We start from the raw sequence: 15,137 nt of genomic DNA on the forward strand, positions 1-15,137 counted from the left end.
ACTGAACGCGCGTTTGGCTTCTTCACCCCGGGCGCTGGTATCGTCGGCCGCACTCCCCCGTCGAGCACCCCGGCCGCGATGCGGAAGATCAAGGAAAGAACCCGATTCGGGCTGCTGATCGCCGCGCTGATCTTCATCGGCATCGGCGCCGGCATCCTGTACGGCGCGCAGCGGTTGATCATCGACGCGCGTTCGGTCGCCCACACCAACGCGGTCATGGCCGCGCTCGACGAGATGGAGGCGCGCCTGCGCGACGCCGAGTCCGCACAGCGTGGCTACCTGCTCACCGGCCGGGTCGAATACCTCGTCGACTACCACGGCTCGCGCGAGCACGTCCCCGCGCTGGTCGACAGGATCGCGACGCTGGTCGCCGACAACCCGATACAAACCAGGCGCGCGCGCGCGCTGCGTGCGCATACCGAACTGCGCCTGCACCAGATGGCCAATACCCTGTTGCGCTACGGCAGCGACGGCCTCGTGGGCGCTCGCGCGTCGATGGGGAGCGACGTGTTGCAGACTTCCAGCGCGATCCGGCGGATCAAGGCGCAGATGGTCAGTGACGAGCGTCTGCTGCTGGAGCGCCGTGCCACGTCCACAGGTTACAGCGCCAACGTGTTGCGCGCGCTTGCCGTGCTCGGCATCCCGCTGGGCCTGACGGTCATCTTGAGCGTGTACGTGCTGCTGGTGCGCGAGATCGCCCGGCGTTCCGAGGCCGAAGCCGCCGCGCGCGACGTGCAGGCGCGGCTGCGCGAGGGCAACGCCGAACTCGAGCACAAGAGCGCCGACCTGCGCGCGCTCAGCCGCTACGGCGGCATGCTGCAGGGTTGTGTCGATCCGCAGGAGGCGCTGCAGCTGACTTCGCGTTTGTTGTCCACCCTGCGTCCCGGCACGGCCGGCACGATCTACCGGATGCGCAATTCCCAGGACTACGCCGAAGCCGCGATCCACTGGGGCCGTCACTCCGCCACGAGCGCCGAATCGCTGTTGCCCGAGGCCTGCTGGGCCCTGCGCCGCAACCAGCCGAACCTGTCACCGGATGCGGCCCACTCGCATTGCCCGCACGTATCGGGCGTCCAGCATGACGGCGTCGCCACGGCCTGCGTCCCGCTGATGGCGCAGGGGGCGCAGATCGGCCTGCTGTACCTCTCGGACGACGACGATGGATTCCTCGCGCGGATGGACATCATCGAGGCCGCCGCCGAGCAGCTGTCGATGGCGCTGTCGAACCTGTCGCTGCGCGAGCGCCTGCAGCTGCAATCGATCCGCGAGCCGCTGACCGGGCTGTTCAATCGCCGCTACCTGGAGGAGTCGGCGACCCGGGAACTGGCCCGCTGCGCGCGCCGCGATCTGCCGCTGTCGCTGATGATGCTCGACGTCGATCACTTCAAGGCCTTCAACGACGTGCACGGCCACGCGGGCGGCGACGCGGTGCTGGCGCAGTTCGGCAAGCTGCTGGCCGAGCACAGCCGCGGCGAGGACATCGCCTGCCGGTATGGCGGCGAGGAGTTCACCCTGATCCTGCCCGAGGCGCCCCCTGCGGCGGCCCTGCAGCGCGCGGAAGCGATCCGCTCGGCGGTGGAAGCCATGCGCGTGCAGCACATGGGCCACGACCTGCCGCCGGTCACCGTGTCGATCGGAGTGGCGAGCTTCCCCGCCGACGGCAATACGCCCGACGCCTTGCTGCGCGTTGCCGACGCGGCCCTGTACAGGGCCAAGCACAACGGTCGCAATTGCGTCGAGCCTGCCCGGGCGCACTAGCGCTCTCGTAGGAGCGGCTTCAGCCGCGAGCTTTTCCCGGACTCGCGCGCGAAGGCAAAAGCTCGCGGCTGAAGCCGCTCCTACCGGGACGCGCAGCGCAATCTATCCAGCGGCGCAGCTGGCATCCCCAGCCTACGCGCAGCGCTGCTTGAGCATCTCGTAGGCCGCGCGCAGGCCTTGCGCCTCGCCGCCCGCCGGGCGCCCGGGGCGATCGCTGTCGTTCCACGCGTACACGTCGACATGCGCCCACTTCTGCGCAGCCGGCACGAACCGCTCCAGGTACAGCGCGGCGGTGATGCTGCCGGCCATGCGCGTCGAGCTGCCGTTGGCGATGTCGGCGACATGGCTGGTCAGGTAGCGCAGGTACGGACGCCACAGCGGCATCCGCCACATCGGGTCGCGCACGCGCTGCGCGGCCGCGAGCCAGGCGTCGGCCAGCGCGTCGTCGTTGCTGTACAGCGCCGGCAGGTCAGGGCCCAGCGCAATGCGCGCCGCGCCGGTGAGCGTGGCGAAGTCGAGCAGCAGCGCGGGCGCCAGTTCGCCGGCCAGCGCCAGCGCATCGGCGAGGATCACACGCCCCTCGGCGTCGGTGTTGTCGATCTCCACGCTCACGCCCTTGCGCGTGGCGACCACCTCGCCCGGCCGGAACGCATCCGGCCCGATCGCGTTCTCCACCGCGGGAATCAGCAGCGTCAGCCGCAGCGGCAGTTTGCGCGCCATCACCAGTTCGGCCAGCGCCAGCGCGTGCGCCGCGCCGCCCATGTCCTTCTTCATGTTGCGCATGCCGTCGGCGCCCTTGATGTCCAGGCCGCCGGTGTCGAAGCACACGCCCTTGCCGACCAGCACCACATGCTCGTGCGCGTCGTCGCCCCAGTCCAGCCGGATCAGCCGCGGCGCGCGGTGCGAGGCGCGACCGACGGCGTGGATCGAGGGGAAGTTCTGCTCCAGAAGCGCGTCGCCAACGATGCTTTCGAACGTCGCGCCGTGCGCCTGCGCGACCTGGCGCGCGACGTCCTCCAGCTCCTGCGGCCCCATGTCCTGGGTCGGCGTGTTGACCAGGTCGCGCACGCGCAGGCACGCGGCGAGCACGTCGGACATCTCGGGGTCCAGTTCGCTGGCCGCGAGCTGCGCCGGCACGCGCGGCGCGTCGCGGTAGCGGGTGAAGCGGTAGGCGCCCAGGCCCCAGCCCAGCTGCAGCGCGCGGCGCGCGTCGGCGTCGAGTTCGCCGCTGGCTTCCCAGGCGCCGCCGGGCAGCGACTGCGGCGCGTGCGCGTAGGAAAACGGATCGAGCGCATCGCCGATGCCGAGCACCGCGCCGGCCAGCGCGCCGTCGCCGCCGGGCAGCGTCAGCTGCGAACCGGCCGCGGCATCGAAGCCGTGCGCCCGCATCCACTGCACCAGCGCCGGCGGCTGGCGCCCGCGCCAGGCGTCGAGTCCCTCGCGATTGACGAAGTACAGCGGCCGCAGCGTCAGCGCCGGATCGCGTTCGGCGAAACCATGGGGCAGGGTCATGCGGTGGCAACCTCGGAAAGTGGGGGCGAGGCCGCGTCGAGCCAGTCGGCCAGCGCGGCAAGGGAGTCGAAGTGCAGGTCGGGACGGATGTCGTCATGCGGCCAGTCGCGCGCTTCGCGGTCGATCCAGCAGCTGCGCAGGCCGGCGCGCGCGGCGCCGAGCACGTCCATCTCGATGTGGTCGCCCACGTGCAGCACCTCGCCCGGCGCGCAGCCCAGCCGCGTGCAGGCGGCGTGGAAGATGCTGGCGTCGGGCTTCGCGGCGCCATGCTCGCGCGGGCCGAGGTTGAAGCGGAAATGGTGGCCCAAGCCGATCCGGTCGAGGTCGGCATTGCCGTTGGTGACCGCCGCCACCGGCACGCGGCTGGCGATGCGCTGCAGCGCCTCGATCGCGTCGGGATAGCACTCGACCTGGTTGCGCGCCTCGTAGAACGCCTCGTAGGCGGCATCGGCCAGCGAGGCGTCGCCACCGCTCTCGCGCAGCGCGCGCTCCAGCGTCATCCGGCGCAGCGCGCCCAGGTCATGGGCGAGCAGCGGATTCTCGTCGAACACCAGGTCGCGCAAGGCGCGCATCTCCGCGGCTGGGAAGCGCATCGCGGTCGCGGGACTGTGCTCGCGCATCCACGCCTCGAGCACCTGCTCGATCCGCGCGCCGATGGGGGCGAACGGCCAGAGGGTGTCGTCGAGGTCCAGGGTGATGGCGCGAACGGGGAATCTCACGAGGTCATTCTACGCCGGCCGATCCCGGCATTCCTCGCGGTCCGGGGCCGATGTCATTGCCGACGTTGCCAGTGAGCCATCTTGCCTTGGCCGTGCCGTTGCTCCTGCCGTTGGCTTGTCGTTTCCCCACGCCACACGCCCCACGCTAGCCTACAGACCCGGAGGGCGTCGCACATAGATGTGCGACGTTTTTCTATGAGGAAAGGATGCCGATTAGAAAAATCCCTGCGTCAACGAATCGCCCGGTTAGCTCTGTACGGGGAAGCGTTTTTCTTTGCTTCCGTTTCTTTGACTCGCGCCATCCATGGCGCTCGCCCCTTCGGGGCCAGCTTCGCTGTTCGCGCCCGCTCCCTGCGTGCGCAGTGACGCTTATTAAAAGAAATGAAGCCGCCGAAGGCGGAAGCTTCTGACTTTCGCACTTGTGGGTATTGGCGCTTGGAATCCCAAAAGGCCAAGATCAAGAGCATTTCGACCGCTGCGCGGCCGAGTTCATTTCTTTGATAAGCGTCAAAGAAACGAACCAAAGAAAACGCTTTCCCCGTACACACCTCCCGCAGCAGCGTTCAGTAGCGCAGGGATTTTTCTAATCGGCATCCTGCCTCATAGAAAAACGCCGCACATCCATGTGCGGCGCCCTCCGGGTCTGCGATCAGGCGACCCGAACTGTTTTCGTGAAAGCGGAAAGCGGAAAGCGGGAGGGGTGGCGGGAAGCGGGAGGGGCGAAGCGAGAGGCCAAAGCCCAAAGCCCAACGCCAAAGACGAGAGGCGAGAGACGGTGCCAAGTGCCAAAACCAGGCAACCGCAAGTGCGAAGCGCGGCAGCGACCCTACTCCAGCAGCCGCGCCCACCCCTCCATGCCCTCGATCTTCGCGAGTACCAGCTTCACGCACACCAGCAGCGGGACCGCCAGCAGCAGGCCGATGATTCCCCACAGCCAGCCGAACAGCATCAGTGCGAGGATCAGGATCAGCGGCGACAGCGCCATGCGCCGGCCGAGGACGATCGGCGTCAGGATCTGGCCTTCCAGCGTGTGCAGGCCCAGGTAGATCGCCGCGGGCAGCAGCGAGGGGCCGATCTCGTCGTAGGTGATGAAGCCCATCAGCAACATCAGCAGCACGCCGATCAGCGGGCCGACGTAGGGAGCGAAGTTCAGCAGCGCGGCCAGCGTGCCCCACAGCAGCGCTTCGGGCAGGGCGACGCCGAGCCAGTGCAGCGCGCCGGCGAGGATCATGCCCAGCGCGGTGTTGATGAGGGTGATGGTGAGCACGTAGCGCGAGATCTCGCGCTCGATCGCCTGCATGATCTCGACCGTGATCTTCTTGCGCTGGCGCGTGGGCAGCAGGGCGATCGCGTTGCGCTGCAGGTTCTCGCCGAAGACCATGAAGAAGAACGTCAGCAGCACCACCGCCAGCACCGAGGCCAGCATCTTGGGCGTGGCGGTCAGCGACTTCCACGGGTCGGCTTCCTGGATCGTGACCACCTGCACTTTGGGCGGCTTGTCTTGGCTGCCGGTGGCGCGGGCGAAGGTCTGCGCGGCCTGGTTGGCCTGCTGCATCGGCTCGGTCATGCGCTTGATCTTGGGCGTCAGCAGGCGCAGCTCGCGCGGCGCCTGCTGCATCCAGTCGCCGGCGGGCACCACCAGCTGGCGGCCGAGCATCACGGTCGCGGCCATTCCGACAACGAGCAGCAGCAGCGCGCCGACGAAGCGCGGGATCCAGATCCTGCGCAGCCCGCGCAAGATGGGATTGCCGATCAGGGCGAAGAACATCGCCAGCAGGATCGGCAGCAGCACCGCCTGCGCGGCCCAGAGGGTGTAGCCGACCGCCAGCGTGGCCAGGACCACCATCGCGCTCGGCGCGCGCGGGCGGGCGGGCGGCTGCGGCGGGAGCGTGTCCTGGCCGGTGGCAGCGACGTCGTTTGCGTTCAAGCGTTACCTCGGCGGTGGAAGGGTCAACGCTCGGAGATTTCGGTCGCCGCTTCGGCCGGGGCCGGGGGCGTGTTCCAGCTGGGATCGGGTCGGCGACGGTCGCTGGATAGCGGCGGCTGCGTCGGCTGCTGGTGTTCGCCAACCGCGACATCGTCGGTGGCCACGTGGGCGGCCACCGCCGCGTCGCCTGCCTGTTCGGCGGCCTCGCCGGCGTGGTCCGCGGCCTTGTCGGCGGTGGCGGCCGCCACGCTCGACTGCAGCGACGCGAACAGGCCCGACAGCGCGCCGATCAGCTGGATCCAGCGCCCGCCGCCGCCGAGCTGCCGCAGCGCGCGCGACGGTTCGGCGCGGCCCACCAGGAAGCCCGCGGCGAGGCCGGCGAGGATGATCCGTGCCGGCGTCCAGCTTTCGCGCCACGTGGCCTTCAGCGCGCTGGCGCGCACGCGGGTCTGCAACGCGCGGCCCTCGACCAGCTGCTCGCTGCGCTCGACGCGGCGGCGGATCGCTTCGAACTTCATGGTGTTCCCGTCCCGGCAGTCGAAGCCGGCATCGGGGGTGTGGGGCACGAGGGCGGATCGGTTCCCTCGTCCGGCTTGGCGCTCTCGTCGCCGACGCCCAGGCGCGAGAACTGCCTGCGCGTGGCGTGCATGCCGGCGTAGTCGAAGAACACCGACACCCGCCACGCCGCCAGGGCGGTCACGGCGAGGTTCAGCGCCGCGCAGATCGCGAACCCCGCCAGCCACGACAGCCCCAGCGAATGCAGGAAGGCGGTCGCCATGCCCATCACCAGCAGCCAGGCCGATGCCCCGAACACGATCGCGACCGCGACCCACGCCAGCGCGCGGCCCATGGCGCTGCGCGCCAGCGCGAGATCGTTCGCGACCAGCCGGCGCAGGGCGCGGCCGGTATCGAGCGCCGAATCCAGCGTCGCCCGGCCGGCGGCGCCGATCCGGCGCACGCTCTCGTCGAGGTGCGGCGTCTGGGCGCGTTCGGTGTCGTCGTCCGGTCCTTCGGGAACCTGCTGGTTGGCGTCGCGCTCGGCCACGTCGTCCCCCCGCGACCGCGACTTACCTGTCGCCACCACCGCTGCGGGCCAGCTTGGCGATGATCCAGCCGGCGGCGAAGGCGACGCCGAACGAGGCGATCGGGCGTTCGCGGATCAGGTCGGCGGCGCTGTCGACCAGGTCGCGGCCCTTGTCCATCAGCTGGTCCACCTGCTCACGCGCGGCGCCGGCGCCTTCCTCGAGCGCGGCGATGCCCGACAGCGCGCTGTCGGCGAGGTTCGACTTCACCTGCGCCTTGCCCAGGCGCATTTCGTCGCCGGCGACGCTCGCCGCGCCGCGCACCGCTTCGCTGGCATGGCCTGCGGCCTGCTTGAGGTGGTCGGTGGCCTGGCCGAGGTTGGTCTTGAGATTGTCGGTGTGGGTGGGATTCATCGTGGAACTCCGTGGGTGGGCGGAAAGTCCCGTCGATGATGGCCGATCCGGGGTCGGCGAGGCGTGAGGGGCTGCTGATGCATGCAGCAGCGCCTCGCCGGTGACCGGCCTGTCGAAAGCATCCCGCCCGTCGGCGCTGGCGTTCTGCTGCGGAGCGCCTGCCTCACTGCATCGGCAGCGTCCCCTGCCTGCCACCGCGCAGGATCCGCAGCACCAGCTGCGCCGGCTGCTTGCCGACGCTGGCGCGGAAGCCCGGCAGGTCGCTGAAGCCGCCGCTGCTCGCGGCCAGGACCACGTCGCCCTCGCGCAGGCCGTTGCTGGCCGCGCGGCTGCCGCGCGCGACTTCGGCCACCAGCACGCCGCTGATCCCGCCGCGGCGCGCGGTCTCCGGCAGCTCCGCGAAGCGCGCGCCGGACAGGCGCGGGTCGAGCGCGTTGCCGTCCAGCGCGCGCGGCTGTTCGCGCAGGGTCGCCGACAGCTGCAGGGGCTTGCCGGCACGGCGCACGTCGAGCGCGACCTTCGCGTCCGGGGCCTGCAGGCCCTGGAAGTTGCGCAGCGTCTCGCTGTCGTCGATCCGCTGGCCGTTGGCGGCCACGATCACGTCGCCCGGCTCCAGCCCCGCCTTTTCGCCGGCCGAACCTGCGTACACGCGCGTCACCGCAGCGCCGCGGGCGACATCCAGGCCCAGCGAACTGGCGATGCGCTCGTCCACGTCCTGGGTCTCGATGCCCAGCGTGCCGCGACGCACGACGCCGCCGGCGAGCAGCTGCTGCATCACGTTCTCGGCCAGGTCCGACGGGATCGCGAAGCCCAGGCCGATGTTGCCGGCCATCGAACCGCGCGGGTTGAAGCTCGCGGTATTGATGCCGACCAGCTCGCCGTTGAGGTTGACCAGCGCGCCGCCGGAGTTGCCCGGGTTGATCGAGGCGTCGGTCTGGATGAAGTTCTGGTAGCCCACGCCCGGCACGTTGCTGCGGCCCACGGCCGAGACGATGCCCGAGGTCACCGTCTGCCCGACCGCGAACGGATTGCCCACCGCGACCACGAAGTCGCCGACCCGCAGGCGGTCGCTGTCGGCCAGCGGGATCGCGGTCAGGTTGTCGGCCTGGATGCGCATCACGGCCACGTCGGTGTCGGGATCGGAGCCGACGAACTCGGCCTTCACCGTGCGCCCGTCCGCCAGCGTCACGGTGACGTCGTCGGCGCCTTCGATCACGTGGTGGTTGGTCAGCACGTAGCCGTTCTTGGCATCGATGATCACCCCCGAGCCCAGCGACTGGTTGAGCTGCTGCTGCGACAGCTCCGGGAACATGCGGCGGAAGAACGGGTCGTCGCCGAACGGGCTCACCCGCACCACCTGCCGGGTGCGCACGCTGACCACCGCCGGCGTCACCCGCTCCAGCATCGGCGCCAGCGACGGCAGCGGCTGGCCGGCGACGGCAGTGGGCAGGGCCGTCACCGCGGGCACCGCGACCGGCATCGCGGGCTCGGCATGGGCCGGCCGGTCCAGGCCGTCGCGCAGCGCGGTGGCGGCGAAGCCGCCGAAGGCGGCGGCGAGGGTCAGGGCAAGCAGGGTCCGGCTGGCGTGGGACATCGGGCGCATGGGATTCCTTCTGGATCTGGGTTCGGAGCCGTCGGGCAGCCGACGGATGCGGCAACAGATGCGGGCTGGAGCGCGCCGGCCCAAGTCCGCACGCCGCCCGGCGACCTGCCAGTCTCGGGGTGGACCATTGAATCGGTGGTGAAGTTTCCACCACCGTGCGCGCGTCCAGGCCCTCGCAACGGAGCCTGGTGGCCCGCACGGCCCTCCCGGAGGCCCCCCGAGTCCGCACCCGGAGGCAGGCCGCTGGACCCGGTTTCCGGGACGCTCGACGGGCATTTCCTCACCCTGCCCGGGTGGCCCCGGAGGGCCGGAACTGGATCACGTAACAGGCGCCGCAGGCGGTTGACTTCGGCCAGGTCGGCGGTTAGCTTGAGTCCCCGCCGGCCACAACATATTGGGGTCCGGCAGGATGGTAAGACCCAAGCATTGGGGGTTGTCAGGGTTTTCGTGTGAACACGACGCCATGGGGGTGGCGCGCGATGGGAGCAGGATCCGCCGGCAAGCACCACATGATCTGAAACGCGACGCAGGACTGCGGCGCGGCTTCGCTGTCGCCGCATCCGGCCAGTCCGATGCGCGCCACGGGCACGCCAGCCACCACAGAACAACAACGCGTCCCGGGACGACCCGGGCCAGGATGAGGAAGGAGATCCAACCAGCATGAGCAGCGTGCGACTCGAGGCCGTGAAGACCACAACCGCCAGGGACATCCCGATGCAGCCAGCGTCGCAGGACATCTGGGACAAGAAGTACCGGCTCAAGACCAAGACCGGCGAAGCGGTGGATGCCGACATCGACGGCACCTACCAGCGCGTGGCCAAGGCCCTGGCCGAAGCCGAGCCGACCGCCGACAAGCGCCAGTACTGGAACGAGCGTTTCCTCTGGGCGCTGCGCCGAGGGGCGATCCCCGCCGGCCGCATCACCTCCAACGCCGGGGCGCTCGAGCACAAGCCGGCCACCAGCACCATCAACTGCACCGTGTCGGGCACCATCGTCGACTCGATGGACGGCATCCTGGAGAAGGTCCACGAGGCCGGGCTGACGCTCAAGGCCGGCTGCGGCATCGGCTACGAGTTTTCCACCCTGCGCCCGCGCGGCGCGTTCGTCGCCGGCGCCGGCGCGTACACCTCCGGGCCGATGTCCTTCATGGATATCTACGACAAGATGTGTTTCACCGTATCAAGCGCCGGCGGCCGCCGCGGCGCGCAGATGGGCACGTTCGACGTCAGCCACCCCGACGTGAAGGACTTCATCCGCGCCAAGCGCGAGGACGGCCGCCTGCGCCAGTTCAACCTGTCGCTGCTGATCACCGACGGCTTCATGGACGCGGTCAAGACCGATGGCGACTGGCCGCTGGTGTTCCCGATCAACGAGAAGGAAGCCGGCGACATCGACCTGGCCAATGCCGACCAGGTGGTCTGGCGCGACTGGCCGCAGCACCAGAACTACATCGTCCGCGACGACGGCCTGGTGGCCTGCAAGATCTACGGCCACATCCGGGCCCGCCATCTGTGGGACATGATCATGGTGTCCACGTACGACTACGCCGAGCCGGGCTTCATCCTGATCGACCGCGTCAACGAGATGAACAACAACTGGTGGTGCGAGAACATCCGCGCCACCAACCCCTGCGGCGAGCAGCCGCTGCCGGCCTACGGCGCCTGCCTGCTGGGCTCGGTCAACCTCACCAAGTTCGTGCGCAACGCGTTCACCGACCAGGCTACGTTCGACTGGGAGGAATACAAGGAAGTCGTGCGCGTGTTCACCCGCATGCTGGACAACGTGGTCGAGGTCAACGGCCTGCCGCTGGAGCAGCAGCGCAACGAGATCATGCGCAAGCGCCGCCACGGCATGGGCTTCCTCGGCCTCGGGTCCACCGTGACCATGCTGAAGATGAAATACGGCAGCGCGCCGTCGTGCGAGTTCACCGAGCGCATCGCCCGCGAGATGGCCGTCGCCGGCTGGGAAATGGGCCTGGAGCTGGCGAAGGAAAAGGGCCCCGCGCCGATCATGGGCGAGCAGTTCGAAGTCACCGCCGAGATGCTGCGCAAGCGCCCGGAGATGGCGAAGGACGGCTGGCGCCTGGGCCAGATGATCGAGGGCAAGCAGCTGCACGCCCGCTACAGCCGCTACATGCAGCAGATCGCCACGGTCGCCCCGGACCTGGTCGACGAGCTCGCCGAGACCGGCGCCCGCTTCACCCACCACAGTTCGATCGCGCCCACCGGCACCATTTCGCTGTCGCTGGCCAACAACGCCAGCAACGGCATCGAGCCGTCGTTCGCCCATCACTACAGCCGCAACGTGATCCGCGAAGGCAAGAAGTCGAAGGAAAAGGTCGACGTGTTCTCGTTCGAGCTGCTCGCCTACCGCGAGCTGGTCAACCAGAAGGCCATGCCCTTCAGCGACGAGCCGTCCGCGCAGCTGCCCGACTACTTCATCTCCGCCGACGACATCACGCCCAGGGAGCACGTCGACGTCCAGGCCGCGGCGCAGAAGTGGGTGGACTCCTCGATCTCCAAGACCGCCAACGTCCCCACGGACTACCCGTACGAGGACTTCAAGGACATCTACCGCTACGCCCACGAAAAGGGCCTGAAGGGCTGCACCACGTTCCGCTTCAACCCCGCCGCGTTCCAGGGCGTGCTGGTGAAGGAGGCGGATCTGGCCAACACCACCTACCGCTTCGAGCTCGACGACGGCTCCGTGGTCGAAGTCCCGGGCAACGAGCAGATCGAATACGACGGCGAGATGCACACCGCCGCCAACCTGTTCGATGCATTGAAGGAAGGGTATTACGGCAAGTTCTGATCCGCCGTGCTTCCTCCCCTGCGAAGGCAGGGGAGGGTTGGGGAGGGGTCCCGCAGGCACCCGCGTTCCCCGGCCAGCAATCTGCGGCCGTCGTCGCACGCCGCAGCTTGCATACACACCGCGGACTTCGCGCTACATTTCGCCGGCGGGCGTCCCGCCCGTAACAGACCTGACGAGGGAAACACAATGAGCAACGGCAATGGGGTCACCGCGACCCTGACCAATGCCGCCGAAGCCGTCGCCGACAAGGCGAAGGAAATCGGCAGCGCCGTGACCAAGCGCGCGAGCAAGGCGGTGCAGTCGGCCAGGGAGAGTGCGAAGCAGGCCGAGCAGGCCGTCAGCAAGACCGCCGGCAGCGCGAAGAAGGCCGTCACCAAGCGCGTGGCCAAGGCCAGGAAGTCGCTCGCCTCGGCCAGCGCCTCGGCCAAGGCCGAAGTCGCGTCACTGACCAAGGGCGGCGCCGGCAGGAAGACCGCGAAGAAGTCGGCCAAGAAGGCGACCAAGAAGGCGGGCGCGAAGAAGGCTACGGCCAAGAAGGCCGGCGCCAAGAAGACCGCGAAGAAGGCACCGGCAAGGAAGACCAGCGCCAGCAAGACCGCGAAGAAGACCACCGCGAAGAAGGCCGGCGCCAAGAAGACCGCGCGCAAGGCACCGGCCCGCAAGGCCGCTTCGAAGAAGACCGCGAAGAAGGCTTCGGCCAGGAAGTCGCCGGCAAAGAAGGCGCCCGCCAAGAAGGCGGGCGCAAAGAAGACCGCCCGCAAGGCTGCGCCCAGGAAGGCCGCGAAGAAGGCTTCGGCCCGCAAGGCACCGGCGAAGAAGGCCGGCGCCAGGAAGACCGCCCGCAAGTCCGCAGGCAAGTAACCGCTCCAAGCCCCTCTCCCGCAGCGCGGGAGAGGGGTGGGGGTGAGGGCTCGGCGCTTCGCCCGATCCCGAATCCAGGATCCCCCGAACACCCGCACCACGCCCCACCAACACCGCACCCCCAGGAACCGCGTCATGGCCGTCAAGATCGAAAAGAAAATCACCGGATACGCCGTCGTCAACGCCGACGACAAGGACAAGGCCGTCGCCGGCGCGTCCGTCGCGCGCGAGAAGGTCGAGGCCGAGCTGCCCACCGCCGACGTGATCCAGATGCACGAGCGCATCGAGCGCCCCGAAGTGCTGATCGGCAGCACCTACAAGATCAAGTCGCCGCTGGTCGAACACGCCATGTACGTGACGATCAACGACATCGTGCTCAATGCCGGCAGCGAGCACGAGCAGCGCCGCCCGTTCGAGATCTTCGTCAACTCAAAATCCATGGAACACTTCCAGTGGATCGTCGCGCTCACCCGGATCATGTCCGCGGTGTTCCGCAAGGGCGGCGACGTCACCTTCCTGGTCGACGAGATGAAGGCCGTGTTCGACCCCAAGGGCGGCTACTTCAAGGCCGGCGGCGTGTACATGCCGTCGCTGGTCGCCGAGCTGGGCAGCATCATCGAGGACCACCTCAAGTCGATCGGCATGATCGTCGACCACGAGATGAGCCCCGCGCAGAAGGCGCTGATCGCCGAGAAGCGTCACGCGTACGAGCAGCGCTCAAAAAAAAACCCTGAAGTAAGCACGACCCAGGTCTCCGACAACATGGAAGACCCGGCCGAAGACATCGCCGTCACCGGCGACGGCGCCACGTTCCCGCCCTCGGCCAGCATGTGCCACAAGTGCAGCACCAAGGCCGTGGTGATCATGGATGGGTGTGCGACTTGTTTGAATTGTGGGTACAGCAAGTGCGGGTGAGGGGATTCTAATGAATGAGGTGGCAGCGGCTGTTGTCCGCTTTCCTAAAAGCTTGGATTCCTAACCCATAAGTTTGGAATCATGGACTTAGAAACTTAGAAGGGCCCCTTGGGGCCCTTTTTTTGTCTTGAGATGACCTCTCGGTCGAGTTTATCCAGTTCGTGCCGCCATCATTTAATTGCTAGGCCGCAAAGATCGCCGCATTCATTTTGTACAGATTTTTGCTAGAACGTACAATTAGCCGTGAGCTGCTAATCGCGGCTAATTCTTTGGTTGGCCCTGCATACCAGCATCTGCATCACGAACATCGGAAGGCCGCATAAGCGTCGGCTTCATGGTGATTGGGGAGAATTATCGCGGCTCTGAGGAAGGCGGCCGCACGATCTTGGGCTGCAGCTTGGTTCCGCACCCACATCGGGAACCGGCAGGAAGCGGGGTCTCGCAGATCACGCAGACGTGGTAGGGCTCGCCGAGCTCCTCGAGCCTGATGAGCTGCTCGGCGAGTACGCGCTCGTGACGCTGCCAAGGAGTCTCCGGCGGTTGATCCGGCGGTGGACTCGGCACCGCCCGGACGGGACGTTCCAGCGCGAAGGCCGCCAGGTCCGGCTTGGTTCCGATCACCTGGTACACACCCTGCTCCTGCAACTCGATCAGCGAGGCAGCCCATAGCTGATCAGCAAACTCGCCAACCAGGTCGAAGGGGGAGGGGATCAGTTCATTCTCCCAGCCCTCGAAGAACCATGCTGAGTACGGATACGGCCGCCGAAACCCTTTCTCCCGGGCCTGTTGCCAATCTCGCTGCTGCGCGTCGAACAGCCGCTTCAGTGACGCGTTGAAGCCAACCATCCTGCCCAGGTGCGGGACCCATTTCCCGATTTGGAACCGGGTGCCCACCGGCTGCCCAAGCACGATTTGGCCCCACAGATTCAGCTGCCACAGGTGGGGGTGGGCATCGACCAGCTGCCATCCGGTCGGTATCTGCGCGAGGAACGGGGGCAGAGGACCATCGTCCAAGTAACGCCGGCGGGCCAGGTCAATCGCTGGAGCATCCCGTTCGAACAGCTGCAATAGCCGCTTACGTGCGGCTTGGGGCGAGCACAGCTCGACGAGTGCCTCCAGATCGCCTAGGTACGGAGCGCGCAGCTTCTGGCGGAATCGTTCCTTGCGGCCAAGATCGGCATCCAGTTTGGCCTTGGCTGTGCGCTCGTTCGCGTCGCGCTTTGCGCGCTCAGCAATAATCTCGGCGTTTCGATCAGCAACCTGCTGCTCAACCTTTGCCTGGACCTGCTCGAACATGCGCTCGGCCGCCGGCGAGTGTATCCAAACTCGAGGGGCCACCTGTAGCACGGTGCGTTCGAAGGCATCGTCCAGCATCGCGTCGGTGTCCAGCCCGGACAGGTCGATCTCGATCATGGCCCAGCCACGCTTGCGTACCAAGGCGGCCTTCTCATGACCGACAGCATTGGAGACCTTGACCTCCACCAGAAGTGGCATCGTCATAGAGCGGTCACCTTCAAGCACCACGTCCGGCGACGTCCCCCCACCTTTGAGTAGCGCCGCGATCTGGAGTCCAATCCCCAACGACAAGGAGATTG

Annotated in this window: 11 protein-coding genes and 1 pseudogene; 4 read left to right on the top strand and 8 right to left on the bottom strand. The window is 68.0% G+C overall.

The features are described from left to right. Positions 1–78: 78 nt before the first annotated feature. Entirely contained in the window at positions 79–1,758 is a 1,680-nt protein-coding gene (locus tag ACFOM9_RS15850) for a diguanylate cyclase (protein ID WP_386713132.1), read from the top strand. A 132-nt stretch (positions 1,759–1,890) separates the two neighbouring features. Here ACFOM9_RS15850 and ACFOM9_RS15855 read toward each other — a convergent pair whose 3' ends face one another. The 7 genes from ACFOM9_RS15855 to ACFOM9_RS15885 all read right to left on the bottom strand — a co-directional run bounded on the left by ACFOM9_RS15855 (position 1,891) and on the right by ACFOM9_RS15885 (position 8,955). Beyond that, a complete protein-coding gene (locus ACFOM9_RS15855; RefSeq protein WP_386713136.1) occupies positions 1,891–3,270 on the bottom strand; it encodes a leucyl aminopeptidase family protein in 1,380 nt (459 codons plus the stop codon). Continuing rightward, complete coding sequence (locus tag ACFOM9_RS15860) at positions 3,267–3,989, bottom strand: HAD family hydrolase (RefSeq protein ID WP_386713139.1); 723 nt, start codon at positions 3,987–3,989, stop codon at positions 3,267–3,269. Before ACFOM9_RS15860 ends, ACFOM9_RS15855 begins: the two co-directional genes overlap by 4 nt. An 826-nt stretch (positions 3,990–4,815) precedes the next feature. Further along, a complete protein-coding gene (locus ACFOM9_RS15865) occupies positions 4,816–5,916 on the bottom strand; it encodes an AI-2E family transporter (protein ID WP_386713142.1) in 1,101 nt (366 codons plus the stop codon). 23 nt (positions 5,917–5,939) lie between these two features. Then, the gene (locus ACFOM9_RS15870) at positions 5,940–6,434 is read right to left on the bottom strand and encodes a protein sip-5 (protein WP_386713145.1); all 495 of its coding nucleotides are present in this window, start codon (positions 6,432–6,434) and stop codon (positions 5,940–5,942) included. After that, complete coding sequence (locus ACFOM9_RS15875; protein ID WP_386713148.1) at positions 6,431–6,961, bottom strand: phage holin family protein; 531 nt, start codon at positions 6,959–6,961, stop codon at positions 6,431–6,433. The genes ACFOM9_RS15870 and ACFOM9_RS15875 overlap by 4 nt, the downstream gene beginning before the upstream one ends. A gap of 22 nt (positions 6,962–6,983) precedes the next feature. After that, on the bottom strand, positions 6,984–7,352 hold the full coding sequence (locus ACFOM9_RS15880; protein ID WP_386713151.1) for a DUF883 family protein: 369 nt from the start codon (positions 7,350–7,352) through the stop codon (positions 6,984–6,986). A gap of 163 nt (positions 7,353–7,515) precedes the next feature. Next, entirely contained in the window at positions 7,516–8,955 is a 1,440-nt protein-coding gene (locus ACFOM9_RS15885; RefSeq protein ID WP_386713153.1) for a Do family serine endopeptidase, read from the bottom strand. A gap of 660 nt (positions 8,956–9,615) precedes the next feature. Between ACFOM9_RS15885 and ACFOM9_RS15890 the strand changes: the two genes are divergently transcribed. The 3 genes from ACFOM9_RS15890 to ACFOM9_RS15900 all read left to right on the top strand — a co-directional run bounded on the left by ACFOM9_RS15890 (position 9,616) and on the right by ACFOM9_RS15900 (position 13,542). Continuing rightward, entirely contained in the window at positions 9,616–11,766 is a 2,151-nt protein-coding gene (locus ACFOM9_RS15890; protein ID WP_386713156.1) for an adenosylcobalamin-dependent ribonucleoside-diphosphate reductase, read from the top strand. 186 nt (positions 11,767–11,952) lie between these two features. After that, entirely contained in the window at positions 11,953–12,627 is a 675-nt protein-coding gene (locus ACFOM9_RS15895; RefSeq protein WP_386713158.1) for a hypothetical protein, read from the top strand. Between the two features lie 135 nt (positions 12,628–12,762). After that, positions 12,763–13,542 (top strand): TSCPD domain-containing protein, encoded by a 780-nt coding sequence (locus tag ACFOM9_RS15900; RefSeq protein WP_386713161.1) that lies wholly within the window; start codon positions 12,763–12,765, stop codon positions 13,540–13,542. A gap of 351 nt (positions 13,543–13,893) precedes the next feature. Here ACFOM9_RS15900 and ACFOM9_RS15905 read toward each other — a convergent pair. After that, a pseudogene (locus ACFOM9_RS15905) lies at positions 13,894–15,137 on the bottom strand (hypothetical protein); the annotation flags it as partial.

This window comes from Luteimonas notoginsengisoli (assembly GCF_042648885.1).
GTDB classification, from domain to species: Bacteria; Pseudomonadota; Gammaproteobacteria; order Xanthomonadales; family Xanthomonadaceae; genus Luteimonas; species Luteimonas notoginsengisoli.

Bases quoted from the DNA above. Each gene is read 5' to 3' on its own strand.
- ACFOM9_RS15850 (WP_386713132.1), top strand. From the start codon at position 79: ATGCGGAAGATCAAGGAAAGAACCCGATTCGGGCTGCTGATCGCCGCG.
- ACFOM9_RS15855 (WP_386713136.1), bottom strand. From the start codon at position 3,270: ATGACCCTGCCCCATGGTTTCGCCGAACGCGATCCGGCGCTGACGCTG.
- ACFOM9_RS15870 (WP_386713145.1), bottom strand. From the start codon at position 6,434: ATGAAGTTCGAAGCGATCCGCCGCCGCGTCGAGCGCAGCGAGCAGCTG.
- ACFOM9_RS15880 (WP_386713151.1), bottom strand. From the start codon at position 7,352: ATGAATCCCACCCACACCGACAATCTCAAGACCAACCTCGGCCAGGCC.
- ACFOM9_RS15885 (WP_386713153.1), bottom strand. From the start codon at position 8,955: ATGCGCCCGATGTCCCACGCCAGCCGGACCCTGCTTGCCCTGACCCTC.
- ACFOM9_RS15890 (WP_386713156.1), top strand. From the start codon at position 9,616: ATGAGCAGCGTGCGACTCGAGGCCGTGAAGACCACAACCGCCAGGGAC.
- ACFOM9_RS15895 (WP_386713158.1), top strand. From the start codon at position 11,953: ATGAGCAACGGCAATGGGGTCACCGCGACCCTGACCAATGCCGCCGAA.
- ACFOM9_RS15900 (WP_386713161.1), top strand. From the start codon at position 12,763: ATGGCCGTCAAGATCGAAAAGAAAATCACCGGATACGCCGTCGTCAAC.